The organism is Enterovibrio gelatinilyticus, from assembly GCF_028683095.1.
Taxonomy (GTDB): Bacteria; Pseudomonadota; Gammaproteobacteria; order Enterobacterales; family Vibrionaceae; genus Enterovibrio; species Enterovibrio gelatinilyticus.
In genome coordinates this window covers 20,238-45,525 of record NZ_JAJUBC010000021.1, presented here as the reverse complement: position 1 = coordinate 45,525, position 25,288 = coordinate 20,238, and the positions used below count along the sequence as shown (strand labels likewise).

At 47.3% G+C, this 25,288-nt stretch carries 25 protein-coding genes; 9 read left to right on the top strand and 16 right to left on the bottom strand.

Features of this window, described 5'->3' with window-relative positions; translation table 11 throughout:
* Window positions 1–35: 35 nt before the first annotated feature.
* Together psrA and LRP50_RS17045 are read right to left on the bottom strand one after the other, a co-directional pair.
* On the bottom strand, window positions 36–713 hold the full coding sequence (gene psrA / locus LRP50_RS17050; RefSeq protein WP_274165668.1) for a TetR family transcriptional repressor PsrA: 678 nt from the start codon (window positions 711–713) through the stop codon (window positions 36–38).
* 617 nt (window positions 714–1,330) lie between these two features.
* The gene (locus LRP50_RS17045) at window positions 1,331–2,167 is read right to left on the bottom strand and encodes an NAD(P)H-binding protein (protein ID WP_274165667.1); all 837 of its coding nucleotides are present in this window, start codon (window positions 2,165–2,167) and stop codon (window positions 1,331–1,333) included.
* A gap of 315 nt (window positions 2,168–2,482) precedes the next feature.
* On the opposite strand from LRP50_RS17045, the gene LRP50_RS17040 reads away from it, so the two are divergent.
* Both LRP50_RS17040 and pyk read left to right on the top strand, forming a co-directional pair.
* On the top strand, window positions 2,483–3,337 hold the full coding sequence (locus LRP50_RS17040) for a MurR/RpiR family transcriptional regulator (RefSeq protein WP_274165666.1): 855 nt from the start codon (window positions 2,483–2,485) through the stop codon (window positions 3,335–3,337).
* 145 nt (window positions 3,338–3,482) lie between these two features.
* A complete protein-coding gene (gene pyk / locus LRP50_RS17035) occupies window positions 3,483–4,928 on the top strand; it encodes a pyruvate kinase (protein WP_274165665.1) in 1,446 nt (481 codons plus the stop codon).
* A gap of 141 nt (window positions 4,929–5,069) precedes the next feature.
* Here pyk and rimJ read toward each other — a convergent pair whose 3' ends face one another.
* Complete coding sequence (gene rimJ / locus LRP50_RS17030; RefSeq protein ID WP_274165664.1) at window positions 5,070–5,657, bottom strand: ribosomal protein S5-alanine N-acetyltransferase; 588 nt, start codon at window positions 5,655–5,657, stop codon at window positions 5,070–5,072.
* Window positions 5,658–5,689: 32 nt separating this feature from the next.
* Between rimJ and LRP50_RS17025 the strand changes: the two genes are divergently transcribed.
* The gene (locus LRP50_RS17025) at window positions 5,690–6,160 is read left to right on the top strand and encodes a methylated-DNA--[protein]-cysteine S-methyltransferase (RefSeq protein WP_274165663.1); all 471 of its coding nucleotides are present in this window, start codon (window positions 5,690–5,692) and stop codon (window positions 6,158–6,160) included.
* A gap of 19 nt (window positions 6,161–6,179) precedes the next feature.
* Here LRP50_RS17025 and tyrR read toward each other — a convergent pair whose 3' ends face one another.
* The 6 genes from tyrR to pspA form a co-directional block, all read right to left on the bottom strand.
* Window positions 6,180–7,718: a transcriptional regulator TyrR gene (gene tyrR, locus LRP50_RS17020; protein ID WP_274165662.1), complete on the bottom strand. Its 1,539-nt coding sequence runs from the start codon at window positions 7,716–7,718 to the stop codon at window positions 6,180–6,182.
* 332 nt (window positions 7,719–8,050) lie between these two features.
* Complete coding sequence (locus LRP50_RS17015; protein WP_274165661.1) at window positions 8,051–9,064, bottom strand: YcjF family protein; 1,014 nt, start codon at window positions 9,062–9,064, stop codon at window positions 8,051–8,053.
* Window positions 9,065–9,073: 9 nt separating this feature from the next.
* On the bottom strand, window positions 9,074–10,468 hold the full coding sequence (locus LRP50_RS17010) for a YcjX family GTP-binding protein (protein ID WP_274165660.1): 1,395 nt from the start codon (window positions 10,466–10,468) through the stop codon (window positions 9,074–9,076).
* A gap of 74 nt (window positions 10,469–10,542) precedes the next feature.
* Window positions 10,543–10,929 carry an envelope stress response membrane protein PspC gene (gene pspC, locus LRP50_RS17005; RefSeq protein ID WP_274165659.1) on the bottom strand — a complete coding sequence of 129 codons (387 nt, stop codon included), beginning with the start codon at window positions 10,927–10,929 and terminating at the stop codon, window positions 10,543–10,545.
* Window positions 10,926–11,156, bottom strand: coding sequence for an envelope stress response membrane protein PspB (gene pspB, locus LRP50_RS17000; RefSeq protein WP_274165658.1), 231 nt, complete (start codon window positions 11,154–11,156; stop codon window positions 10,926–10,928). Before pspB ends, pspC begins: the two co-directional genes overlap by 4 nt.
* Before the next feature lie 24 nt (window positions 11,157–11,180).
* Window positions 11,181–11,846: a phage shock protein PspA gene (gene pspA, locus LRP50_RS16995; protein WP_028022718.1), complete on the bottom strand. Its 666-nt coding sequence runs from the start codon at window positions 11,844–11,846 to the stop codon at window positions 11,181–11,183.
* Window positions 11,847–12,031: 185 nt separating this feature from the next.
* Between pspA and pspF the strand changes: the two genes are divergently transcribed.
* From pspF to LRP50_RS16965, 6 genes are all read left to right on the top strand, one after another.
* A complete protein-coding gene (pspF, locus tag LRP50_RS16990; RefSeq protein ID WP_274165657.1) occupies window positions 12,032–13,033 on the top strand; it encodes a phage shock protein operon transcriptional activator in 1,002 nt (333 codons plus the stop codon).
* Between the two features lie 109 nt (window positions 13,034–13,142).
* A complete protein-coding gene (gene sapA / locus LRP50_RS16985) occupies window positions 13,143–14,762 on the top strand; it encodes an ABC transporter substrate-binding protein SapA (protein WP_274165656.1) in 1,620 nt (539 codons plus the stop codon).
* Window positions 14,763–14,765: 3 nt separating this feature from the next.
* On the top strand, window positions 14,766–15,728 hold the full coding sequence (locus LRP50_RS16980; RefSeq protein WP_274165655.1) for an ABC transporter permease: 963 nt from the start codon (window positions 14,766–14,768) through the stop codon (window positions 15,726–15,728).
* Window positions 15,715–16,602 (top strand): putrescine export ABC transporter permease SapC, encoded by an 888-nt coding sequence (sapC, locus tag LRP50_RS16975; protein ID WP_274165654.1) that lies wholly within the window; start codon window positions 15,715–15,717, stop codon window positions 16,600–16,602. Before LRP50_RS16980 ends, sapC begins: the two co-directional genes overlap by 14 nt.
* The gene (locus LRP50_RS16970) at window positions 16,602–17,612 is read left to right on the top strand and encodes a peptide ABC transporter ATP-binding protein (protein WP_028022723.1); all 1,011 of its coding nucleotides are present in this window, start codon (window positions 16,602–16,604) and stop codon (window positions 17,610–17,612) included. Before sapC ends, LRP50_RS16970 begins: the two co-directional genes overlap by 1 nt.
* Window positions 17,596–18,402, top strand: a complete 807-nt coding sequence (locus LRP50_RS16965) for a peptide ABC transporter ATP-binding protein (protein WP_274165653.1) — start codon at window positions 17,596–17,598, stop codon at window positions 18,400–18,402. Before LRP50_RS16970 ends, LRP50_RS16965 begins: the two co-directional genes overlap by 17 nt.
* A gap of 129 nt (window positions 18,403–18,531) precedes the next feature.
* On the opposite strand, the gene pyrF is transcribed toward LRP50_RS16965, so the two are convergent.
* The 7 genes from pyrF to aroA form a co-directional block, all read right to left on the bottom strand.
* Window positions 18,532–19,227 carry an orotidine-5'-phosphate decarboxylase gene (gene pyrF / locus LRP50_RS16960; protein ID WP_274165652.1) on the bottom strand — a complete coding sequence of 232 codons (696 nt, stop codon included), beginning with the start codon at window positions 19,225–19,227 and terminating at the stop codon, window positions 18,532–18,534.
* 6 nt (window positions 19,228–19,233) lie between these two features.
* The gene (gene lapB, locus LRP50_RS16955) at window positions 19,234–20,403 is read right to left on the bottom strand and encodes a lipopolysaccharide assembly protein LapB (protein ID WP_274165651.1); all 1,170 of its coding nucleotides are present in this window, start codon (window positions 20,401–20,403) and stop codon (window positions 19,234–19,236) included.
* A gap of 6 nt (window positions 20,404–20,409) precedes the next feature.
* A complete protein-coding gene (locus LRP50_RS16950) occupies window positions 20,410–20,694 on the bottom strand; it encodes a LapA family protein (RefSeq protein ID WP_028022727.1) in 285 nt (94 codons plus the stop codon).
* Window positions 20,695–20,921: 227 nt separating this feature from the next.
* The gene (gene ihfB, locus LRP50_RS16945; RefSeq protein ID WP_028022728.1) at window positions 20,922–21,200 is read right to left on the bottom strand and encodes an integration host factor subunit beta; all 279 of its coding nucleotides are present in this window, start codon (window positions 21,198–21,200) and stop codon (window positions 20,922–20,924) included.
* 75 nt (window positions 21,201–21,275) lie between these two features.
* Window positions 21,276–22,946: a 30S ribosomal protein S1 gene (gene rpsA / locus LRP50_RS16940; RefSeq protein WP_274165650.1), complete on the bottom strand. Its 1,671-nt coding sequence runs from the start codon at window positions 22,944–22,946 to the stop codon at window positions 21,276–21,278.
* 103 nt (window positions 22,947–23,049) lie between these two features.
* Window positions 23,050–23,736 carry a (d)CMP kinase gene (cmk, locus tag LRP50_RS16935; RefSeq protein WP_274165649.1) on the bottom strand — a complete coding sequence of 229 codons (687 nt, stop codon included), beginning with the start codon at window positions 23,734–23,736 and terminating at the stop codon, window positions 23,050–23,052.
* Between the two features lie 171 nt (window positions 23,737–23,907).
* Window positions 23,908–25,191 carry a 3-phosphoshikimate 1-carboxyvinyltransferase gene (gene aroA / locus LRP50_RS16930; RefSeq protein WP_274165648.1) on the bottom strand — a complete coding sequence of 428 codons (1,284 nt, stop codon included), beginning with the start codon at window positions 25,189–25,191 and terminating at the stop codon, window positions 23,908–23,910.
* Window positions 25,192–25,288 lie beyond the last annotated feature (97 nt).

Sequence of the window (25,288 nt, the reverse complement as noted above, 5' to 3'; positions counted from 1 at the left end):
TTCGTCAGACGTTAATGTTTTTTATTTTTATAGTTTTAGCTTGCACTACGCGACGAATCGCTTGATACAAGAGATAAATCATTACTCACAGGTGCATCTACGCCCGCTGCCAAGTAAGGAATGAGTCTGTCAACAATGTCTTCGGTTGAAACATTGTGTCCAAAATCGTTTTCAGCAATTTCCCCTAGCGCGACATTGGATGCCATGGTGAAAATCACTGCGCCAAGGGTAAAGTGAAGTCGCCAGAACACATGTTCCGGTTTGAGTGAGGGGTTCGCTTTCACCACCGCTTGGGTAAACAGCTTCAACACACTGTCGTAGCGCGTTGTAATAAACCAGCGTAAGTGGCCTTGCACATCGGTATAGCCTCGGCCTATCAACTGCATAAACACAGAAGCGCCGCGGCGACGGAAAGTGTCGAGCCCTAACAAGGGTTGCTTCGTGCAGGTAAACACGTCTTCCATCGAGATATTGTCTTTCACCAGCAGTGTTTGCAGTTCCCGCTCGAGCTGAGGCATAAACTCTTCTAGGTATCGCGCAAGCACAGCACGAACCAGCGATTTTTTATCGCCAAAGTGATAATTGACAGATGCGAGGTTCACCCCCGCTTTACTCGTTATCGTGCGAAGAGAGGTATCTTTGAAGCCATGCTCGGCAAACAGCTGCTCAGCCGCGTCAAGAATTTTGCTCTTGGTTTCACCTTTCCCTGCCATATTCATTCACCTGTATTAAACAACTGTTTAACTTTACATCTCGTTAGCATTAATAACAAGCCCAAAACATTTACTCTTGTGACGCCTTCACGTACCACATTCGAAACAAAAAAAATTACTCACACAAATTCAAAAAGTTAATGGCTTTGCTAATGTTTTTTTGCTCATTTATAAGAATTAAAGTGCCGTTAATGGGAACAAAACGAGAAAGCGCAGGTCACATATAATGCCACTGCTTTTTTTTAGAATTTTAGATCTTCTAGAGCCCGTATCAGATATTGATAGCGGGCTTTTTTTCGACTTGTCGGTTGACTATGACCACTTGTTTGACGAGTAACATGACGCCAGCAACCGATCGGAGAAGTAAAAATGGGGAGCGAAAAAAAATACGAAAAAAATTCACTTTATTTTGAACTAATTCAAATGAGGGGCGTCTCAATACATGTAGATAGATGATAAGTGCCTTTGAATGTAACGCTGGCCGCCAAACATGAATTCTAACTTATCACTAGATACTGCTGCTTTTTCTTACTCCTGTTTCAAATTTTTTGTTGCCCGCTTCCTTGGAAGCGGGTTTTTTTCTGCGCTTTTTTACCCGCAATGACAAGCGACGTACGTTAAATCAGCTCAGGCAGTGGCATGTCATAGGGCGACGAATAACGTAAACTCAACCCCAAATGCTGCACCGTATAGTCAGGGGATATCCACTTACCTTCCCCACCATCTTCAATGAACTCAGGTTGAACTAAACCCATTTCTCCTGCCGCCCAGCGATAAAACTCTCGACGAGAAGGATGAGCTAATGCACTTAGGTGGAAAGTTTCTCCACCGCTTTGCTGATGAATAATGGCTGAAATGGCCTGAATACAATCTTCACGATGAATCAAATTCACTGGGTCATGTCCGTTTGCTATGCCAGTGCGACCTGCCATGTGTTTCGCTGGGTGGCGTGTGTCTCCCACTAACCCTGAGAACCTAAGTACGACACCACCATCTGGAAATTGCGCCAGCACATAGCGTTCAATGTCATGGTGTGCTTTACCGGATTCCGTATCAGGCTCACACAAGGTGCTCTCGACAATTTTACCCATCGCACTGCCATAAACAGATGTGGTACTGATGAAAATAAATTGCTTCGTGCCTCCCGCTTTCGCGCGGTCCACCAAGGTTTTCATTGCGGTCACGAACTTTTCGCGCTCGAACGTTTGTCTACCGGGCGGAATATTGGCGACAAACACATCATTCGAAAACAGTGAAGATGCCTCATCCTCCGTGTTATCGTCATAGATGTCGTAAACCACACCTTGAATTCCCTGATGAGATAACGCTCTCGCTGCCGCGTCAGTTCGCTTTGAACCACTTACGCCAAATCCGTTATTGGCAAGATTTTCAGCCAACGCTAACCCCAGCCATCCACACCCGCATACTGATACTGTTTTATATGGTTTCGACATCGAAAGTTCCTTGTAACCTATTTTCATATGCACGACAAAATCAACGAATGCGTGCCACAAGATCGGAATCTAGCGCACGATTGCTGAAAAAAAGCTCCGCTTTGGTGTAATTAAGCAACTAAAAGCGTGAATGAATACAAATTTTTTACAGGCAATTCTTGGTTAAAATGTCATAAAGAGAATTCACCCGTTAGACTCAACTATAACATTGTTGAGCTTAGAGTTATTTGTACCCATGAGGTCAGTAAGAGCCGACTAGCTATGTCGACATGCCCTACTGATAATTTAGACATCGGAAGCCAAGCGGTAATCTGAATGAACACGCTAGAAAAAATACAAAAGAATATTGAAAATTTTAGTAAGTCTGAACGAAAGGTAGCAGAAGTTATTATCGCTTCACCTCAGACAGCCATCCATTCAAGTATTGCTACCTTGGCAAAGATGGCAGACGTGAGTGAGCCTACTGTTAACCGCTTTTGTCGTCGCTTAGACACAAAAGGATTTCCAGACTTTAAACTTCACCTCGCACAAAGCCTCGCTAACGGTACGCCATATGTTAACCGTAACGTCGAAGAACACGACAGCGCTGATGCTTACACGGCGAAGATTTTCGAATCCACCATGGCGTGTTTGGATGTTGCTAAAAACAGCATCGATACTCTACAAATCAATCGCGCCGTCGACTTGCTCACTCAAGCAAAAAAAATCTCATTTTTCGGTTTAGGGGCATCTGCTTCTGTCGCTCACGATGCACAGAACAAGTTCTTCCGTTTTAACATCCCAATTGTCTGTTTTAATGACATTGTTATGCAGCGCATGAGTTGCATTAACTGCAGTGATGGTGATGTTGTTGTCGTGATTTCCCATACGGGCCGAACCAAATCCTTGGTTGACGTAGCGACATTGGCAAAAGAAAACGGTGCGACGGTTATCGGCATTACCGAAAAAGGCTCGCCGCTAGATAGAGTATGCTCACTAACGATCACGCTTGATGTACCAGAAGACACTGACATCTATATGCCAATGGCAAGCCGAGTTGTGCAAATGACCGTGATTGATGTACTGGCCACAGGCTTCACTTTACGACGTGGACCAGGGTTCAGAGAGAACCTGAAACGTGTTAAAGACGCGATTAAAGATTCTCGCTTCAACAAAGAAGCACTGACCTAAATAGACATAGGTAATTGAAAGGGTAGGCAGAAAGTCTGCCCTTTTTCTTTCTCTCCCGCTCTCTCAACTACACTTACTCTACTAATCAAAATATCAATTACTCACCGACCGTGAATAACAAACATCATATTCTCAGGGGACTTTCATGACTGACCCAATGCGACGAACAAAAATCGTAACAACATTAGGCCCTGCTACTGATAAAGAAGGAGTACTCGAACAGCTCATTGCCAGTGGTGCAAACGTGGTACGAATGAACTTCTCGCATGGCAGCGCAGAAGACCATATTAAACGCGCTGATCAAGTACGTGAAATTGCAGCCAAGCTCGGTACACACGTTGGTATTCTCGGTGACCTACAAGGCCCCAAAATTCGCGTTTCTACTTTCGCTGACGGCAAAATCAACCTCGCGGTGGGTGACCGCTTTATCCTCGATAGTGATTTACCTGTAGGCAAGGGCAATAAAGACCGAGTTGGCCTCGACTACAAAGATTTACCTAAAGATGTGGGGCCAGACGATATCTTGTTGCTCGACGATGGTCGCGTGCAACTTAAGGTCATTTCAGTTGAAGGCACCTGTGTTCATACTGACGTGACAGTCGGTGGTCCACTGTCGAACAACAAAGGCATCAACAAAAAGGGCGGCGGCCTTTCTGCACCCGCACTGACAGACAAAGACAAGCAAGACATCCTGACCGCAGCGAAAATCGGCGTGGATTACCTTGCGATATCTTTCCCTCGCAATGGCGAAGATATGCGCCTTGCCCGCTCATTGGCGCGTGATGCAGGCTTAGATGCCCGTTTAGTCGCTAAAGTAGAGCGTGCAGAAACAGTCGCGACAGACGAAAACATCGATGACATTATTGAAGCGTCTGATGTAGTGATGGTGGCACGTGGCGACCTCGGGGTAGAAATTGGTGACCCTGAATTAGTTGGGGTGCAGAAAAAACTCATCCGCCGTGCTCGTGCCCTTAATCGCTGCGTGATAACAGCCACGCAAATGATGGAATCGATGATCAAAGCGCCGATGCCAACACGTGCGGAAGTCATGGACGTTGCAAATGCCGTACTTGATGGTACTGATGCCGTCATGTTGTCAGCAGAAACCGCTGCAGGTGATTACCCGCTTGAGACGGTCAAAGCGATGGCTGAAGTGTGTATTGGTGCCGAGAAAATGCCATCCATCAACGTCTCTAATCACCGACTCAACAAAGAGTTCGAGTTGATTGAAGAAACGGTATCCATGGCGAGCATGTATGCGGCAAACCACATGCCAAAAGTCAAAGCCATGGTGTCGTTAACGGAATCCGGTAAAACAGCACTGATGATGTCACGCATCAGTTCGGGCAAACCAATTTTTGCTCTGTCACAACACGAAGCAACATTGCGTCGAGCTGCTCTTTATCGTGGTGTTACACCTGTCTATTTCCAAAGTGACACTGGTGCCGGCCCCGATGTGGCACACCGAGCGATCACCTTACTCAAAGAACAAGGCCATCTGCAGCCGTGGGACGTGGTGATTTTCACGCAAGGTGATGTGATGGGTTATGTTGGCGCGACCAATACTATGCGTTTGATCACCGTGACCTGATAGCAGCTCTCAAATGACAGTTATCAGATAACTGCCTTCAAATGGCGATGCTGGCATCGCCATAACACAAAGCCCCTGCTCATAAGGGGCTTTGTTATTTCTGGTTATGATTGTTTGAGCGCCCTTTCGACGAAGGAAATATCACTCATTGATAGATGCCACCCAGTGCGGATTGATTACAGAGGTTAAGATATGGTCTTCCCACTGACCATTAATCAGTAGATAGTCTTTCGCTTCCCCTTCTTTTACGAAACCTGCTTCTAAGAGGACCGCTTCGCTACGTGTATTACGAGGCATATAGGAAGCCATAATGCGATGAAGATTTAAGTTATCGAACAGCCATTGGTTGGTCACTTTTAGTGAACGCCTCATTAAGCCCTTACCTTGAGAAGCTTCTGCCAACGAATACCCAACATTGCAGGCATGGAAAGGAAACTGCATGATGTTGTTATAGGTAATAACTCCCGCTATCTCTTCACTTCCTTGTTCGAAGATCAGGAAATAGTACGCCAGACCATGTCGTTGAAGCTCGGTAAGCTGAATAACACGCCTTTCCCATCCTTCGTAGGTAAAAAAACCATCCGGCCTTAGCGGCTCCCACGGAGTCAAGAAAGTACGATTGACCTGAAAATATCGAACCACTCTTGCGACATCAGCCTTTTGAATCGCTCGAATAACAAGATTGTCGACGTTTAAACTAGGGAAAGGGTTTATAATCTCGATTGACAACTTGCCTCCTGTCTACCTTTTGGACTGGTCTTATGTACTACGATAGCTTTGATTCCCCGCTGGGGAAAATACATATGTTGGCGGATGAATCAGGACTTAGACAACTTTCGTTGTGTCTTCATCATCCCTTTGAACAGAGCCTAGAGTGGAAACACTCCAAATCAAAGATCGCAACATATCGAAACCAGTTGCTCGAATTTCTGACTGGCGATCGCACCCAATTCGATGTCACCCTCGCCCCTCATGGCACTGAGTTTCAACACCAAGTCTGGCAAGCCATCCGCGACATCCCCTATGGCGAAACACGAACATATAGCCAGATTGCAGAAGCCATTGGAAACCCCCTAGCCTGTCGCGCTGTAGGAATGGCAAGTAACGTCAATCCTATTCCGTTTATTGTGCCTTGCCATCGGGTGATAGGCAGTAATGGCAAACTCACAGGGTATCGCTACGGCGTTGAGGTAAAACAAAAGCTATTGCAATTGGAAGAAGCGGCAACCTAGGTTAGCCGCTTTTTTACGATTACTTTTTGCCGATTGCGTATTCACGCAATTTGTTTGCCACCGCGGTATGCGAGACATTCAAACGTTTTGCAAGCTTACGTGTCGATGGATAGCTGCGATACAAGTTCGACAAAATGCCAGACTCATAACGCTTCATGATGTCATCCAATGAGCCTTCCATGGTTTCTTCAGTAAGGAATGCAGCTTGTTCGGTTTCTGGCAGCTGAATGTCCTCTTTGGTCAAACAACCGTCTTCAATCTGTGTCATTGCGCGGAACAAGACATTACGAAGCTGTCGGACATTTCCCGGCCAAGAATACTGGGTGAGAAATTCAGGCACACCCTGCTGAAGCATCGGTTTCTCTTGACTCAACTCCGCAGAAAATTGGTTAAGGAACAACTCTGCCAACGGCTGAACATCCGATGGACGTTCGCGCAGTGAAGGGACAGTGAGTGACAATACGTTGAGTCGATAATACAAATCTTCTCTAAACTGCCCTGCTGACACACGCTCTGCGAGATTCTTCTGCGTGGAGCAAATCACACGAACGTCGACTTTGATTTCACGCTCTTCTCCGACGCGGCGGAAAGTACCATCTTGCATAAATCGAAGTAGCTTGATCTGCAAATGCGGGCTCATTTCTCCCACTTCGTACAAGAACACTGTCCCGCCGTCAGCCTGCTCGAACTGGCCTTTTTTACCATCATGGTCAATACCCGGTGCGCAACCAAACAGTTCGGTTTCAGCGGCGTCGTCTGGCATTGAGACGCAGTTCACGAGCAAAAATGGATTATCCGCACGATGCGAACGTTGATGACACGCTTTTGCCAGCAACTCTTTACCCGTTCCCGTTTCACCTTGGATCAACAACGGGGCATCTAGCAGTGCGAACTTTTTCGCTTGATTGACAAGCGCACGGAATTTGCTCGACTGGCCAACAAGATGCTCAAAACCATGCTCACCCTGCGTGCGATACAAGGTTGTAGGCAGGTGACTCATCGAGACTTGTTTAAGCTGGATAACGGCACTGGCAAGCAAGTCTTTGTCTTCACTGTCCGTGACATACACGGGCATCACTTCCATCAAGTAGTCCATGCCAGATATCACGACCTGACGACACACCTGACTCGCGTTATCTCGCTCTAGCCAATGCGTGAAGTTGAAATCAGGGAAGAGATTATTCGCGGCTTCACCGATCAACTGTGATTCTTCCGTATCCATCAGTCGAAAAGCGGCTTTGTTTGCCAAATCGACCTTACCGTTCAAACTCACGGAAAATACGGGATCGCTGAGCGTTTCAAGTAATGCTCGAAGTTCGCGATGTTCTCGCTCTGCGGGGAGAAATTGAATTTTCCTGACATCAGTAACGCCACTGATCAAACGAATTTCCGACATCAACTGTCGAAATTCCTCAAATTCGATTTCAGGGCAATTTAGGTAAATGATACCGACTTGATCGATTTCTATGCCACGCAGATCAATGCTGCGTCGAGCCAGAATGTCGAGTAACTCACGGGTTAAGCCAAGTCGATCTTCGCAAAAGACCTGTAGTCTCACGGTGATGTCCTGCTAGCAGTACGGTCGAAGATTCCAACGTTTCGAAATCGACCATGTTGATGAGAAAAATTGCAGCAATACACTGTCACATTACTCAGCATTTAAACTCGATGTAAAGTGTCAGGAATTGTTGACAGTTTTGGAAGTTTGCGCCTCAAGCCCCCATGAGTCAAGCGGCAAGACATAAAACGTGAAAGGAGAAACTTAAGGTTTGAAGAAATTAGGGGTTTGAATAAACGAAAGGAATGAAATCACAGTCAATCGACGAGGGAATAACTTCGCCGTGTCCCGAAATCAATTTAGGGCGGTGGCTTCACCGCCCCATGTAAGTACTATTTTTTGCTTGATGTTAGCCTTCGTAACAATTGCTTTCGCATGTCAGATAGCTTTGGCGCTTTCGTCCCGACATAAGGTAATGGTCGCATTACCGCCATCGCTTTGTACCCTAGCCTTGCGGTAAGCAACCCAACGCCCAAACCTTGTGCTGCACGCGCAGACAGTTTGCCCGCCAAATCAACAGACAAGAGATCTGTCCCGATGTCGGTCATGGCTTCACTTGCACCTGCAAATGCCATGTTCGCCAGTACCAAGCGCAACAAACGAATGCGAGACCAATAACCAAGCTTGACGCCATAAATGGTCGATACTTGTTCTAGTAAACGAAAGTTTCGCCACGCCACCAGCAGCATGTCAGCGAGTGCCAATGGGCTCAATGCGACCATCACTGCCGCTTCAGAAGCGTATTTCGTGACCATTTTCTTGGCACGAATATCTTGCTCAACCACCACCATTTGGTCGTATAACTCGAAGACTTCTCTATCATTGTGTGTTGCCGCTAGCGAGGTCTGCCATTTGTCATAACCTGCCGTCATTTCGCTGTTTGCCTGCTTCGCCAACTTTTCACATACGCTTTTGGCTTTGCCAATACCATCCGCATCAATGATAGACAGCACCTGCTCGCGCTCATCTTGTCGACCTTTCAAACGGCGCAAGGCAATGAATTCACGGCCTAAAGCCGCGATGCCCATAGCCGCAATACCAGCCACGAAGCCACTCCAGCCTACGGCGAGCCAATCTGAAGCTTGAACTGCTGTCCACACACTGTCTATTGTTTGCCAACCAACAAGGCCGATACCAGCCACAGCGAGCGCGCGAACACCCCAACGCTTTTTCTTCGCGGTTAGCGCTGATTCAAGGATCTGCTCTGCCTCAGTTTCAGGCTCTATCTCTGTGACAGCAAACGCTGCTGCCTCACTGTCAAACTGCTTTTGAAGCGTCAACTCTGGCGCATCATCTTTTGGCTTTTGGGTGTCTTCAAACACCATCGCTTTTTTATAGTCGCTCATGTCGTACCTTTATCTGAGTTTGTCACCCAATAAATACTGCAGTGCTTTATCAACTCGAATGTGGGGCAAAGGCTCGTCAACATCATTTGGCATGGGCCTGAACTGACGAAACTCAAACTGATTGTTTTGCCAAAACGCATCGCCCGGTAAACGCCCAGGCACATCGCCGGGGTACATTAACATTGGCTCCCCAGTTTCTAACGTTCCGCGAAGTGCTGCAACAGTTTCACCTTTATGATCAACCATACCCGGCTCTGTGGCTTGAATGGATGCCAAGCTAATACATTCCATATCAATGCCTTCAAACGCGGCGGTTTGCCACGCTTCGTGTATCAACTGTTGCAGCAAAGACACGAGGTTAGGGTGCTGATCAGGCGTAACATGATCGGCCTTAGTCGCGGCAAATAATATCTTGTCGATACTCGGTGAGAACAATCGACGCATCAGCCCGCTTTTGCCATATCGAAAGCTCTGCATAAGCTGTTCAAGCGCCAAGCGCATGTCGTTGAATGATTCTGGCCCTGCGTTCAACGGTTGAAGCGTATCCACCAGCACTATTTGTCTGTCCACTTTCGAGAAGTGCTCTTGGTAGAAACCTTTTACTATATGCTGACAGTAATAATCGTAACGCTGTTTAAGTATCGCATAGTTACTGTTTTTAGATGCTTGCGCCAGTTGGCTTTCACCGTACTTTTCACTGACCAGCGGGAAAAACTGAAGCACTGGCGCACCAGCATATTCGCCAGGCAATACAAAGCGCCCAGGCTGCACCCAATGCAGGCCAGCTTCATCTTTACAGGCATGCAAATAGGCGGTGAACTTACCAGAAAGAGCAGCGATATGCGCCTCATCGGCTTCAGCTAACGGATCAAACTCGTCTAAAGCCGCCAACCAATCTTGCGCGAGTGTTTGGCGCTTACCACTCAAAATACCCGATTGTTTTCTCGACCACTCATCAAAGCTCATCGACAACAAAGGCAAATCTAGCAGCCACTCCCCGGGATAATCGACAATATCCAAGTACAAGGTGGCAGTATCTTGCAGCAGTTTCATCGGTCCGCTATCTGGACGATAGCGAATCGCCAAGCGAATCTCGCTCACGTCACGCGTGGGAGAAGGCCAACGAGGGGGCTGAGAGCGCAACGCTTGAATCCCCTGATCATAATCAAACGCAGGAATGTGCAGTTGTGTCTGTTGTACTCTTCGAGCACCAAGCACACGCCCATCTCGTACCGGCTGAAACAGCGGCATTCTCGGATTGGTCGCGCTATGAAGCAATTGGTTGATGAGTGACGTGATAAAGGCTGTTTTACCCGCGCGAGAAAGCCCAGTAACAGCGAGACGTACATGACGATCTAGGCCGCGGCTTACCCACTTATTGACATGACTTTTAACGGATTTCATTGACAGCGGAAGCTCCTCTTAGAACCAGAAATCCCCCGCTACATTAGCGAGGGATGAGGATGTCAGTCTGAGAATTAAAGCTTTTTGAACTGACGATTGAGATCGAATTCGCTCGATGTAACATAGGCTTCCATTTTGGCAACCTCTTGCTCCATCTGCATCATTTCCTGATCAACATCTGCCAATAAGTTACTCGCTGATTTACCTTGTTGCCAAGGCTTTTGTTTGACCTGATGTTCGCGGAAATGGTTAGTTTTCTTTGCTTCTTCCGGCGGCATTTTTTCGAGAATCAAGGTTGCGGCCACATATGCCACTATCACGAAAAAGCCCAGTCCAATAAGAAAAGCCGACACGGTAATAATCCTTACCAACCAGATTTCTACACCAAAGTAATCGGCGATCCCTGCACAAACGCCGCCGAGTTTCCCGTTCACGGGATCACGATACAACGTTTTACTCATTGTTTATGTCTCCAATTTGGTGCTTCTTCATCAAGAATTCTCTCCAATGAATGAATGCGGTCCTGCAACGCTTCTGCGCGATCTGCCAACGCTTGCAGCTGTTCGAATTCGTCACCACTCAATCCCTGACCAACTTGACGCTTGCTGCGGTAATGCAGCCACAGCCAGAGGGGTGCAACGAAAACAAGAAACACCACCAGTGGGATAGATAAAAACGCCATTGACATGCCAACTCCTTACCTTGTTAGGTTTTATTCTTTGTCTTTGAGTTCCGCTTTCATGCGAGCGAGCTCTTTTTCAATTTCATCTTGCGCTTGAAGGTCAGCAAATTCGTCTTCTAGGCGTTTGCCTTTGCCAACACTGTAACTCTCGGCTTCAGCTTCAAGCTCATCAATACGACGCTCGTACTGCTCGAATTTTGCTAACGCTTCATCAGTACGTCCTGTGTCGAGTTGACGACGCACATCCAAGCGTTTGCCTGCCGCTTCACGACGAATGACCAACGCTTGTTGACGCGCTCGCGTTTCTGCCAGCTTGGTTTCCAGTTCAGCGACTTCGTTGCCAAGTTTCCCAATGGTCTCTTCTACCAAATGGAACTCTTCATTTAAAGTCAGCAAGATATCGTGCACTTTCTGTTTTTCAATTAACGCGGCACGTGCCAGATCTTCGCGAGATTTCTGTAGTGCTAACGTGGCTTTTTCTTGCCAATCAGCCAATTGGCGTTCGATACCATCAATTTTACGCGCCAGTTCTTTTTTGTCAGCCAACGCACGCGCTGAAGATGTGCGCACTTCTACCAACGTATCTTCCATTTCTTGAATGATCAGTCGAACCATTTTTTGTGGATCTTCTGCTTTATCCAATAGCGAATTGACGTTAGCGTTAACGATGTCTGCAAAGCGAGAGAAAATACCCATTGTGATGCTCCTTATTCCGAATGCGCCCTTTGCGCCTACCGATTGAGGAATGACCTCATTGGTTTTCTTATATCAAACACTGTGCCAACTTTTATTTTTCTTTAATATCATTAGTTTAAATTATTTTATGCATTATGCCGCCACCAAGGTATGATGAAATAAACTAACAGTTGGTAAATTTAACCATGCAGAAACCTGACAATCTTATTGGCGAATCGGATCACTTCCTATCAGTGCTCGATCATGTTTCTCGAATCGCGCCACTGAATCGTCCCGTCCTCTTGCTGGGTGAGCGGGGCACAGGTAAAGAGCTCATCGCAAAGCGACTGCACTACTTATCACGTCGATGGGATGGTCCACTCGTCAGCCTGAACTGTGCGGCTTTGAGCGAAGGGTTAATTGATTCCGAACTGTTTGGTCATGAAGCGGGATCTTTTAGTGGCGCTAAAGGTCGACACAAAGGGCGATTTGAACGTGCAGAAGGTGGCACGCTCTTCTTAGATGAGCTGGCAACATCGCCACTTGGGGTTCAAGAAAAACTGCTCCGCGTGATTGAATACGGTGAGTATGAGCGTGTCGGCGGCAGCGATATGCTGAGCTCCGACGTAAGACTCATCTGTGCCACCAACGAAAACTTGCCTGAACTCGCCGCTGACGGGAAGTTTCGTGCTGACTTGCTCGACCGGCTCGCGTTTGATGTCATCCACCTTCCACCACTTCGAGAACGCCAAGGCGATATCGCTTTATTAGCCGAATATTACGCGCTGAAGATGTGTCGAGAGCTGGGCTATCGTTACTTCTCTGGTTTTACGGCAAATGCCATGAAAGCACTCCACGACTATCACTGGCCCGGCAACGTACGTGAGCTAAAGAACGTGGTTGAACGTGCTATTTATCGGCATGCAGACGAAGACACGCCTGTCGACGCCATCTTGTTAGACCCGTATCAAGCGCCGTGGACAACTTCAGCAACACCTGAACCTACCGCACAACCTCAATTTATCTTGCCGATGGATTTGCGTCAGTGGCAACAGAATCAAGAAAAAGACATTGTCGAATATGCCATGACACATGCCAAGTTCAACCAAAGACGCGCCGCAGAACTGCTGGGCTTGAGCTACCATCAAGTAAGAGGCTTATTACGTAAATACAACTTGGTTGGTGAGGAAAACACCGAATCAGAATGAATTTTGGTTTGTTGTTCTGAAATCACTCTGTTATTTGCACCGTGACTTGGTGACTTTGTTGCTTCAGTGGTAAATTAACATCTTAACTTTATTACCTAATCATTGGCTTATGAGCGCGCTAAGCCGCTTGCTACTCGCAAGCGTTACCATTCTCCTATTGGCAGGATGCGAAGATCCGTTCTCCGACAACTCTGCGCGAAACCGCGGGTTCATCTATTGCGGCCCGGGTCAGCCAAATACATTTAACCCCCAACTCACCGATGGTGGTCTGACGGCTGACGCCCTATCCAGTCAGATCTTCGACCGTCTGTTGCAGCTTGATCCCGATACCTACCAGCCCATTCCCATGCTGGCGCAAAGTTGGCAAGTGAGTGAAGATGGCAAAGAGTACACGTTTGATCTTCGACGCAGCGCGACGTTTCAAGTCACTGAGTGGTTTATTCCCCATCGCGGTGTCAGCGCCCAAGATGTCGTTTTTAGCTTTAAGCGACTTATCGATCCGGAGCATCCCTACCATGAGGTTTCTGGGGGGGAATACCCTTGGTTCGACAGTATGGATTTTGAAAGCCTGATCGATGATGTGGTTGCCATTGGGGACTACAAAGTCAAATTCATCTTATCGCGCCCTGATGTGTCTTTCCTTTCTTCTCTCGCTACTACGTATGCCGTTGTTCACTCCTCTGAATACGCCCAGCACTTGCTTTCTTCTGGTACACCAGAACGAATCGACACTCACCCTGTCGGTTCAGGCGCTTTCTTTTTGGATGACTATCAGCCTCATCGGTACATTCGCTTAAAACGCCACTGGGGATACTGGAATGGCGCAGCGCCCATGGAGCAGATTGCTTACGACATTAGCAACCGAGGTACAGGCACATTTACCAAGCTGATCACACGTGAGTGCGATGTCTTGTCCTCTCCTATCGCCAGCCAATTGTCAGTCATCAAAAAGAACCCTGACTTCGTTCTTGCATCACAAACAGGCATGAACGTCGCCTTCCTTGCGCTCAACACCCGTCACCCCGCGCTGTCGGAACTAGAGGTGCGTCAGGCCATTAGTTTGGCGATTAACCGCGATACACTCATTCAATCGGTTTACTACGGAACAGGAACCGCAGCCACAGGCATGTTGCCACCGATGTCATGGGCATATGACGAGCAAAACGCCATTGCCTTTGACCCTCAACTGGCGCTTGGGTTGATGGCCAAAGCGGGGTATCGTCACGGCTTTACGGTGGACCTTCTTGTACCGCTCACGCCAAAATCCTATAACCCTAGCCCACGAAAAGCGGCAGAGTTGATTCAATCAAACCTCGCGATGATTGGCATCACAGTGAATCTCGTGGCACAAGAAGATATTAACCGGAAACAACTTAGACAAGATCCCGCTGATTTAGATATGGTGCTGACGGGCTGGATTGCAGATAATGGCGACCCTGATAATTTCCTTCGCCCGCTCTTGTCTTGCAATGCCAAGTTTACGGGTTGGAATCTTTCCAATTGGTGTAACCGCTATTTTGACCGTTACCTTGATGCTGCTATCGCGACGGATGTGCGAGAAGATCGCCGTGAACTCTACTTAAACGCACAAGCCATTTTACAAGAACGCATGCCTATTATTCCTCTCGCACATGGCGTTCATTATCAAGCGAGAAATGCCAAGCTTCAGGGAATTACCCTGAGTCCTTTCGGAGACAAATCTTTTGCCAATGTTTCTAGGAGCCAGTGATCTATGTTGATCTACGCGATTCGCAGGCTCAATCTCTTCATTATTACTTTGCTGATTCTGACATTGATCGGCTACAACATTGTTCGGCTCGACCCTTTTTCGGTTTTTAATCAACAAGAATTTTGGACTGGCTGGTTTCAATATCTACGCCAGCTAATGCAAGGTGACCTTGGTATTTCAGCCAGCGGTCTACCGGTAACTGAATCACTTTCTCAGGTGTTTCCTGCCACCCTAGAACTGTGCTTTTTTGCCTTTCTTTTGGCGCTCATCATCGGTATTCCTTTTGGTACCTTGGCTGGAATTCGTCGCGGGTCTGCCGCTGACATTATGATTTCCTCCATCACGTTACTGACATTTTCGATGCCTATCTTTTGGATGGCTATCTTGATGATCATGGTGTTTTCACTCTATCTAGGTTGGCTACCTGTTTCTGGCCGTTACAACTTGTTGTTTGAGATCCCTACGGTCACTGGCTTTGCCTTAGTGGATGTGTTGATTTCCAATCACCCCCAACGCAGCCAGGCTATCGAAGACATCATTCGACATCTTGTGATGCCAACGCTCGTGCTCGCTGTCGCGCCCACGACCGAAATCATTAAGTTGCTGCGCGATTCTGTGGCAGACGTGATGAGTCAAAATTACATTAAAGCCGCTGCCACTAAAGGCTTGTCTAAATCAGAGATCGTCATGCGACACGTATTAAAGAATGCGTTGCCTCCAATTATTCCCAAATTTGGTATCCAAATCTCCACCATGATGACGTTCGCAATCATCACTGAATCCATATTCAACTGGCCTGGCATCGGAACTTGGCTACTCAACGCACTGAGTTTTCAAGACTATGTCACGGTACAGGCAGGCGTATTGGCTGTAGGCAGCGTGGTACTGCTTGCCAACATTTTCTCCGATTTAGCCGGTGCGGCAATCAGCCCGCTTGCAAGGAAGGAATGGTATGCCCTCAAATAGCGTTTATTTAGAGCAGCACATCCCGACGCAGCTAGAGCGTTCATGGAAAGCATTTCGTGAAAACACCTTAGCGGTCTTCGGCTTCTGGTGGCTATGCATCCTCATACTCATCACACTGCTTGCGCCTTGGATATCCCCTTACGACCCACAGTTTCAGACGGGTCACCTGCTGCAGCCTCCGTCATGGGACAACGCAGGTACCGTTGATTACTTTTTGGGAACCGATGATTTAACGCGCGACATGCTGTCTCGTCTGATTGCGGGATCACGTTTAACCTTTGGCTATGCCGTATTGGTCGCACTTGCCGCCGCTGTACTTGGCGTATTGATTGGTATTTTGGCTGGCATGACATCTGGCCTAAAATCAAGCTTTCTCAACCATTTACTAGACACCATACTGTCAATCCCCTCTCTGCTTCTTGCCATTATTGTGGTGGCATTTTATGGGCCGGGTGAAGTCAGCATTCTGTTGGCGGTTTGGCTTGCTCTGATACCCCGTTTCATTCGTGCCGTTTATACCGCGGTGCATGCCGAAATGGAAAAAGAGTACATATTGGCTTCGCGGCTCGATGGCGCAAACAGCTTCTATTTACTGTATCACTCAGTACTGCCGAATATTTTGATTGTCCTAAGCACTGAACTTACACGTGCTATTTCCGTTGCTATTTTAGATATTGCGGCACTCGGTTTTCTGGGTTTGGGTGCACAAGCACCATCCCCAGAATGGGGCGCAATGCTGGGAGACTCCATCGAATTGGTGTTTACAGCCCCTTGGACTGTTACCCTGCCCGGATTAGCTATCATGATAAGTGTACTTGTGGTCAACCTCGTCGGTGACGGCGTTAGCCAAGCGTTAAACGCAGGAACAGAATAATGCCACTGTTAGATATACGACACCTCACCATTGAAATTGATACGCCTCAAGGTCCCGTCAAAGCGGTTGACCGTATGAGCTTAACCATCAATGAGGGTGAGATCCGAGGCTTGGTTGGCGAGTCTGGTTCAGGAAAAAGTCTGGTTGCAAAAGCCATTTGTGGCGTCACCAAAGACAACTGGCGTGTCAGTGCGGATCGCTTAAGACTGGGTAATATTGACCTACTTTCACTGCCTGCTCGTGAGCGTCGCCATGTTGTTGGTAAAGACATTGCAATGATCTTCCAAGAGCCGTCGACCTGTCTCGACCCTTCAGAAGAAGTGGGATATCAGTTAGAAGAAGCCATTCCTTCGAGCTCATTTAGCGGAAGTTGGTGGCAGCGCTTATCTTGGCGTAAACAACAATCTATCGCACTGCTTCACAAGGTGGGTATCAAAGATCATAAACGCGTGATGAAAAGCTACCCCTATGAGTTAACAGATGGGGAATGCCAAAAGGTGATGATTGCCATGGCCATCGCCAATCGCCCTCAACTATTGATTGCTGATGAACCAACAGCCGATTTGGATCCCATTACACAGGCGCAAATTTTCCGTCTTCTAAGCCGCACCAACCAAATTGCTAACACCACCATCTTATTAATCAGTCACGACCTCACGACAGTCACACAGTGGGCCGACCGTATCACTGTGATGTATTGTGGTCAGTCGGTTGAATCGGCAGGACGAAAGCAAATTATCGAAAAGCCGCATCACCCTTACACTGATGCCTTACTTCGTGCCATGCCTGATTTCAGTAAAGACATTCCCCATAAAAGTAAACTGGCGGCGCTTCCTGGTTCTATTCCACCGTTACAGCATCTCCCGATCGGTTGTCGATTGGGGCCTCGCTGCCCTTACGCACAACGAAAGTGTGTTGAAGTACCACGCACCATCAAAGTGAAGAATCACAAATTCGCCTGTCATTTCCCTCTCAATATGGAAGCCAAAAAACATGACCGCACTGCTTGAAGTTGATGGCTTATCCAAAAACTATCAATACCGCACCGGTATTTTCACTAAGCGCGTGATTGAAGCGGTAAAGCCTGTATCTTTCTCATTGGACGCGGGCGAAACTCTGGCATTCATCGGTGAAAATGGCTCAGGAAAATCGACGTTAGCGAAAATGCTAGCGGGTGTTGTCATGCCGACAGGTGGCGAAGTACGCGTGAATGGCGAAGTGCTTCGACCAAATGATTACAAAACACGATGTAAGTTAATTCGGATGATTTTCCAAGATCCTAATACATCGCTGAATCCTCGTAATCAAATTGGTCAAATACTCGAAAGCCCTCTTAAGCGAAATACCAATATGACGCCGCAAGAGCGTGAGCGTCGAGTCAATGACACGCTACGCCAAGTCGGACTTTTACCAGAACATGCCTATTTCTATCCGCAAATGTTAGCGACTGGGCAAAAACAGCGCATCTCCTTGGCAAGAGCGCTAATTCTGCAGCCTTGTGTCATTGTTGCGGACGAAGCACTGAATGGCTTAGATATGTCTATGCGTTCCCAGATCCTAAACCTACTTCTAGAGTTGCAGGAGTTAATGGGGCTTTCCTATATCTATGTGTCACAACACATGGGAGTTATCAAGCATGTCGCTGACAAAGTGATGGTGATGCAAAATGGAGAAGTGGTTGAATCTGGCACAACGCAGTCTGTCTTTTCTGACCCGCAACATGCATTGACGCAGCGTCTTATTGAAAGTCACTTCACAGCGCCAACCATGGACCGACGTTCAAGATACAACATGGCATAACGTGCGGTTTATTGGCCTGACTCGAGGCAATTCCATCACTGAATGAAAACGAAAAGAGCGGCTAAAAGCCGCTCTTTTGACATTTGCGCTAACAGCGTTTGCTCAGACCAAATGATCGGGCCTATCGTGTTAAGCCAAAGAGGCGTTAATCTCTGTGAGCACCTGCATAGGATCTGCTGCTTGCGTTATGGGACGACCGATAACCAAGTAATCAGAACCCGCGGTCACTGCTTCTACAGGGGTCATAATACGGCGTTGGTCGCCTGCATCAGAACCCGCTGGACGAATACCTGGCGTCACCAGTTTGAAGTCTTGTCCCAGCGCTGATTTCAGCATGTTCGACTCATGCGCTGAACACACCACACCGTCTAAGCCCGCATTACGTGTGAGCGAAGCCAGAGACATTACGTGTTCTTGTGGCTCTCGGTTGATACCAATACCCATAAGATCGCTTTGTTCCATGCTGGTCAACACTGTCACGCCAATTAGCAGTGGTTTATCTTTCCCATACGGTTCCAATGCTTCACGCGCTGCAACCATCATTCGCTCACCACCACTTGCGTGAACGTTCACCATCCACACGCCCAATTCTGCTGCCGCCGCAACAGCACGTGCACAGGTATTAGGAATATCGTGAAATTTCAGATCCAGAAAAACAGTATGACCACGATCATGAAGCTTGCGCACATAGTCAGGACCATAAAGGGTAAACATTTCCTTACCCACTTTCAGGTGGCAACTACCTGGCTCAATACGATCGACAAACGCAAGCGCCTGATCAATGTTTGGGTAATCTAATGCAACAATAACTTTTGGATCCTGCATTCCTAATTATTCTCCGTCTAGACCTCTGATGGGTTTTATCGAACCCCACCCTTTGCATGATGGGCAATGCCAGTACAACGAGTGAGTTGAAAAGCCACATTTTCGGCAGCGATAATGTGGCTTCACTTTTAACTGTTCCGCAACCAAATGCTTAAGTGTCGTCAGGCTGGTTTTACCTCGGCCTTCTTCTGCTTGCTCAACGTGGAGCTCCATCAATTTATGGAAGCCTTTCATGGTTGGGTTTTTGGTGAGCTGTCTCGTTAAGAAGCTCTGCGCCATGGCTGGGTTTTCGTGATCGCTAATGATGTCAGACATCATCAACTCAGCCGATGCACCGGTGTTTTTCTCGATGCAGTTTTTAAGGAAGCGAACCAAGGACATTTCTTTGTCCATGTGCTGATAACAGGTTGCCAATAACGGTAATGCTTCGCTGACAAAGTCGATGTCTTGTTCCAGCACCTGTTCGAGACCTCTTGCGGCATCGCGATAATCTTCGTTTCCTATGTCGATGCGGGCCAACATTATCGATGCTCTCACGCATCCCTTGTCAGACGACAATGCGCGACGGAGTAATTGTCTTGTGGCTTTCTCATCGCCGTCAGCCAGCATCTGCATGGCAAGCTCGCAATAGAAATGTGAAATGTCTCGTTTGAGTTTGCTCTTCCCTGACTTAACCAAACGCGTTGCAATATCAATGGCTTTATCCCATTCACGCGTCTGTTGGTAAATCGCAAGCAACTGCTGCAGGGCAAACTGCTTGTAGTCAGGTTCATCGATCAATTGGTGAAAAATTTTCTCTGCGCGGTCAAAGAACCCCGCGACCATATAGTCTTTGGCAAGCTGTTGAAGCGCGAGATTGCGTTGATCGAGAGTAAGATTAGGACGAGCGATGAGATTTTGGTGGATACGAATCGCACGGTCTACTTCTCCACGGGAACGGAAAAGATTGCCGAGTGCTAAGTGGGTATCAATAGTCTCGTTATCGACTTGGAGCAGTTCGATGAACAGGTCAACGGCTTTGTCTGATTGATCAGATAAAAGGAGGTTTAAACCTGCTACATATTGTCTCGATAAATGATGAGACTGATCCTGCTTACGATGACGAGCATTCCTATTGCCCATATACCAACCGTAACCAGCGGCGATTGGTAGCAATAGAAACAACAGCTCAAGCATTTACGATTATTCCTTAACGGCGTCGATTCTCAGTTTGTCCAACTCCTGGCGCTGTCTGTTGACTTGTTTTTTCATCATAGCCACTGACATCTTCGCTCTGATGTACAACATGCCACAAATCAACCAGCCGAGTGCGAATCCAGAACCAAATACCACGCCCAGTAGTAGAGACAATCTAAACTCACCCTGTGCTACCAGGTAGTTAAAATTAACCACTTCCTGATTTTGCGCACCTAGAGCAAGCGTGATTAGAAAACACAGGACCAGTAAAACGATACCAATAATCTTCACAGTCATTCCCTCTTAATTTCTTCCAACGATGAGCAAGACTGAAACGTCTAACATCGATGACTTGCTTGTTGGACTATTATACCTAAGGCACCTTAAGTTGTATGGTTCAAAGTGGCTTGGGTATACCAGTGATTATGCAGCAATTTGCCTTGTCAGACCATTGTATTAGGCATAAAAAAAACGGCACACATAACGCATGCCGTTTTTTGTTCGAAAGCAAATCAACCTTAAAGGTTAACTCGGTCGCGAAGCTCCTTACCAGGTTTAAAATGAGGAACGTATTTACCGTCCAACTCAACCTTGTCGCCTGTCTTTGGATTGCGTCCAACACGAGGAGCGCGATAATGCAAAGAGAAACTACCAAAACCACGAATCTCGATTCTGTCACCTTCCTCGAGTGTAGTGGCCATGTGTTCAAGGATTTCCTTGATGGCATCTTCTACCTGTTTGGCAGAAAGATGGGTTTGTTGACTGCATAGTCTTTCGATTAGCTCAGACTTGGTCATGTACACCCCGCTTTTAGTATGTTTCTCAACAGTATAACTGTAGAGGAGGAAATTTTCCCCCTCACAATGCATTAATTATTCGCTTTTCGCAGCTTTGAACGCGTCAGCCATTGCATTACCGAACGCAGCTTCGTCAGCTTTGTTCAGAGTTGCCATTGCTTCTTGCTCTTCAGCTTCGTCTTTCGCACGTACTGACAAGTTAACTACGCGGTTCTTACGGTCAACACCGGTGAACTTAGCTTCAACTTCGTCGCCAACTGCAAGAACTAGAGTTGCATCTTCAACGCGGTCACGTGATGCTTCAGAAGCACGTAGGTAACCTTCAACGCCTTCGATCAGCTCAACGGTTGCGCCTTTAGCGTCAACTGCAGTTACTTTACCCTTAACAATAGTACCTTTCTTGAAATCAGCTAGGTAGTTGTTGAACGGGTCTTCTTCCATTTGCTTGATACCTAGTGAGATACGCTCACGCTCAGCATCAACCTGAAGAACTACTGCAGAGATCTCATCGCCTTTCTTGAAGTCGCGAACAGCGTCTTCGCCTGCAACATTCCAAGAAATGTCAGACAGGTGAACTAGGCCGTCGATACCGCCGTCAAGACCGATGAAGATACCGAAGTCAGTGATAGACTTGATCTTACCAGTTACGCGATCGCCTTTGTTTTGCATTTCTGCAAATACTTGCCATGGGTTGTTCTTACATTGTTTCAGACCCAGGCTGATACGGCGACGCTCTTCGTCGATGTCCAGAACCATAACTTCAACTTCGTCACCCACGTTAACAACTTTAGATGGGTGAATGTTTTTGTTAGTCCAGTCCATTTCAGAAACGTGTACTAGACCTTCAACGCCTTCTTCGATTTCTACGAAGCAGCCGTAATCAGTTAGGTTAGTTACACGACCAGTCAGCTTGTGACCTTCTGGGTAACGGTTAGCGATTGCTACCCATGGATCTTCGCCAAGTTGCTTAAGACCTAGTGATACGCGAGTACGGTCACGGTCGAACTTAAGAACTTTAACCAGAATTTCGTCACCAACGTTAACGATTTCTGATGGGTGCTTAACGCGTTTCCAAGCCATGTCAGTGATGTGAAGCAGGCCGTCAACACCGCCTAGATCTACGAATGCACCGTAGTCAGTCAGGTTCTTAACGATACCTTTAACTTCCATACCTTCTTGCAGAGAAGCAAGTAGTTCATCACGCTCAACGCTGTTTTCAGATTCGATAACAGCACGACGAGAAACAACAACGTTGTTGCGCTTCTGGTCTAGCTTGATAACTTTGAACTCCAGCTCTTTGCCTTCCAGGTGAGCAGTGTCACGTACTGGACGAACGTCAACCAGTGAACCAGGTAGGAACGCACGGATGCCGTTCAGCTCAACAGTGAAACCACCTTTAACTTTACCGTTGATAACACCGATAACAGTTTCAGCTTCTTCGTAAGCTTTCTCAAGTTGGATCCAAGCTTCGTGACGTTTTGCTTTTTCACGAGACAGTTGAGTTTCACCGAAGCCATCTTCGATAGCGTCAAGTGCAACGTCAACTTCAGCACCAACTTCGATTTCTAGTTCGCCAGCAGCGTTTTTGAATTGCTCTGCAGGGATAGAAGACTCTGATTTCAGGCCAGCATCAACAAGAACGTAACCGTTCGCGATAGCTACAACAGTACCTTTAACGATGGCACCTGGGCGAGTTTCAATCGTTTTTAGCGATTCTTCAAAGAGTGAAGCAAAAGATTCAGTCATTAATTTGATCTTCAATTAGTTTAAACGTCCACGGGTATCCTACCACGTGGGGTTGATATTAATGTCGGTCATCATCCTTGCGACCAACGGCTTTGCCGCTACTTCAAGAAGTAACGGTAAATTTACTTTCAATATAGGACAATGCTTGCTCAAGCACCTGCTCAATGTTGAGAGAAGTTGAATCTAGCAATAGTGCATCGTCCGCGGGACGTAATGGCGCGACTGCGCGGTTGCGATCTCGGTCATCACGTTCCTGAATTTCGTTCAAAAGGCGGTCAAAGTTAACATCTAACCCCTTTAGTTGCAACTGGTTCATGCGGCGAGTAGCGCGCTCTTCAGCGCTAGCATCAAGGAAAATTTTCACTTCCGCTTTAGGGAAAACAACCGTTCCCATGTCTCGGCCATCAGCAACCAGCCCTGGCGCTTCTGCAAAAGCACGTTGACGGCGGAGTAACGCTTCACGAACACGTGGCAGGGCAGCCACTTTCGATGCAGCCATACCCGTTTCTTCTTTGCGAAGCTCACTAGATACGTCTTCGCCTTCCAAAATAACTTTCACCAACTCACCTTCAGCTTTGAACTGAACATCAAGGTGAGCAGCAAGGGGAACCAATGCATCTTCTGACTCAGGGTCAACACCGTGATGAATGGCAGCAAGAGCAAGTACACGATAGATCGCACCAGAGTCGAGCAAATGCCAACCCAGTTTTTCAGCCAACAGCATGCAAAGTGTTCCTTTGCCAGCGCCGCTTGGGCCATCAACAGTAATTACGGGTGCGAGAGTAGACATAGACTTCTCCAAATCATGTACGTTCAAAGCGGTAATAAGACAAATATTCAACGATTCACCGAACAATACGCCGCTCTGAGGAATCGGGGGCGTATTATAGGGAACTACGGACCAAAAAAATAGGTCGGCGATGAGCCGACCTGTTTTTCACGTTCGCAATGCCAATCAAATTTAGCTTTTTGACAACCCGGCCAATTTTTCGAAATAGTCAGGAAACGTTTTTGATGTGCACTTAGGATCATTGATGGTCACTGGTGTATCGCTTAATGCAACAAGCGAAAAGCACATCGCCATGCGGTGATCATCATACGTGTCAATCTCAGCGTGCTGGATATTAGCCGTTGGCGTGATAGTGATGTAATCTTCGCCCTCTTCCACTTCCGCGCCCACTTTACGCAGCTCCGTTGCCATAGCAGACAGGCGATCTGTTTCTTTTACTCGCCAGTTGTATACGTTACGGATAGACGTGGTGCCTTCTGCAAACAATGCCGCAGTCGCAATGGTCATGGCAGCATCAGGAATATGGTTGAAATCTAAATCTACGGCTTTCAATTCACCGCGGCGAGCAATCACATAGTCATCACCCCATTCAATTTCTGCGCCCATTGCTGCCAACGCGTCTGCAAACTTAACATCGCCTTGAACGCTTTTCTTACCAATACCCGTCACTTTCACTTCGCCGCCTTTAATCGCCGCAGCCGCAAGAAAGTACGATGCTGAAGAAGCATCCCCTTCGACTAAGAAGTCACCTGGCGCAATGTAGGACTGGTTGCCCTTAACTTGGAAGGTTTGGTAATCGTTATTAGCAACTTCAACACCAAACTGCGCCATGATGTGCAATGTAATGTCGATGTAAGGTTTAGATACCAAATCGCCTTTGATGCGAATATTAGTATCACCGCTAAATAGGGGCGCTGTCATGAGAAGTGCAGTCAAAAACTGGCTTGAAATTGTGCCATCAATTTCGACGTCGCCGCCATTGATATCTTTGCTCACAATTTTTAGTGGTGGGTAGCTTTCGTTTTCCAAATAAGTGACGTCTGCGCCAACCGTCACCATCGCATCAACCAAGTGACCAATTGGACGCTCTTTCATGCGAGGCTCGCCTGTCAGCACATAATCGCCTTGGCCAACACACAACGCTGCAGCCAGTGGTCGCATTGCCGTTCCAGCATTGCCTAAGAACAATTCTATAGATTCTGACGTACGAAAAGGACCACCTAGGCCTTCAACTTCACAGACTGTTTTATCGTCAGATAAACGATATGTCACACCCAACTTTGTCAGGGCATTGAGCATATGACGAATGTCATCACTGTCGAGCAGGTTAGTTAGTCGTGTTGTGCCTTTAGCGAGTGCGGCTAAAAGCAATGCGCGGTTTGACACGCTCTTTGAACCAGGAAGGTTCACTTCACCATTAATGGTTGAAATAGGTTGTAACGTCAATTGCTCCATGTGAAATACTTGGGATCCTTAATTTTTCGTACCCCGAGAGTAACGAAAAAGCAGCGGTTCGGCTAGCCCCCGCTGCTTTCGATTATTTTGATTATTT

Bases quoted from the DNA above. Each gene is read 5' to 3' on its own strand.
- aroA (WP_274165648.1), bottom strand. From the start codon at position 25,191: ATGGAGCAATTGACGTTACAACCTATTTCAACCATTAATGGTGAAGTG.
- LRP50_RS16970 (WP_028022723.1), top strand. From the start codon at position 16,602: ATGCCACTGTTAGATATACGACACCTCACCATTGAAATTGATACGCCT.
- psrA (WP_274165668.1), bottom strand. From the start codon at position 713: ATGGCAGGGAAAGGTGAAACCAAGAGCAAAATTCTTGACGCGGCTGAG.
- LRP50_RS17040 (WP_274165666.1), top strand. From the start codon at position 2,483: ATGAACACGCTAGAAAAAATACAAAAGAATATTGAAAATTTTAGTAAG.
- LRP50_RS17010 (WP_274165660.1), bottom strand. From the start codon at position 10,468: ATGAAATCCGTTAAAAGTCATGTCAATAAGTGGGTAAGCCGCGGCCTA.
- sapA (WP_274165656.1), top strand. From the start codon at position 13,143: ATGAGCGCGCTAAGCCGCTTGCTACTCGCAAGCGTTACCATTCTCCTA.
- pspB (WP_274165658.1), bottom strand. From the start codon at position 11,156: ATGTCAATGGCGTTTTTATCTATCCCACTGGTGGTGTTTCTTGTTTTC.
- pspF (WP_274165657.1), top strand. From the start codon at position 12,032: ATGCAGAAACCTGACAATCTTATTGGCGAATCGGATCACTTCCTATCA.
- LRP50_RS17025 (WP_274165663.1), top strand. From the start codon at position 5,690: ATGTACTACGATAGCTTTGATTCCCCGCTGGGGAAAATACATATGTTG.
- lapB (WP_274165651.1), bottom strand. From the start codon at position 20,403: ATGCTTGAGCTGTTGTTTCTATTGCTACCAATCGCCGCTGGTTACGGT.
- LRP50_RS17045 (WP_274165667.1), bottom strand. From the start codon at position 2,167: ATGTCGAAACCATATAAAACAGTATCAGTATGCGGGTGTGGATGGCTG.
- rpsA (WP_274165650.1), bottom strand. From the start codon at position 22,946: ATGACTGAATCTTTTGCTTCACTCTTTGAAGAATCGCTAAAAACGATT.
- cmk (WP_274165649.1), bottom strand. From the start codon at position 23,736: ATGTCTACTCTCGCACCCGTAATTACTGTTGATGGCCCAAGCGGCGCT.
- ihfB (WP_028022728.1), bottom strand. From the start codon at position 21,200: ATGACCAAGTCTGAGCTAATCGAAAGACTATGCAGTCAACAAACCCAT.
- LRP50_RS17015 (WP_274165661.1), bottom strand. From the start codon at position 9,064: ATGAGCGACTATAAAAAAGCGATGGTGTTTGAAGACACCCAAAAGCCA.
- LRP50_RS16965 (WP_274165653.1), top strand. From the start codon at position 17,596: ATGACCGCACTGCTTGAAGTTGATGGCTTATCCAAAAACTATCAATAC.
- pyrF (WP_274165652.1), bottom strand. From the start codon at position 19,227: ATGCAGGATCCAAAAGTTATTGTTGCATTAGATTACCCAAACATTGAT.
- pyk (WP_274165665.1), top strand. From the start codon at position 3,483: ATGACTGACCCAATGCGACGAACAAAAATCGTAACAACATTAGGCCCT.
- LRP50_RS16980 (WP_274165655.1), top strand. From the start codon at position 14,766: ATGTTGATCTACGCGATTCGCAGGCTCAATCTCTTCATTATTACTTTG.
- sapC (WP_274165654.1), top strand. From the start codon at position 15,715: ATGCCCTCAAATAGCGTTTATTTAGAGCAGCACATCCCGACGCAGCTA.
- pspC (WP_274165659.1), bottom strand. From the start codon at position 10,929: ATGAGTAAAACGTTGTATCGTGATCCCGTGAACGGGAAACTCGGCGGC.
- pspA (WP_028022718.1), bottom strand. From the start codon at position 11,846: ATGGGTATTTTCTCTCGCTTTGCAGACATCGTTAACGCTAACGTCAAT.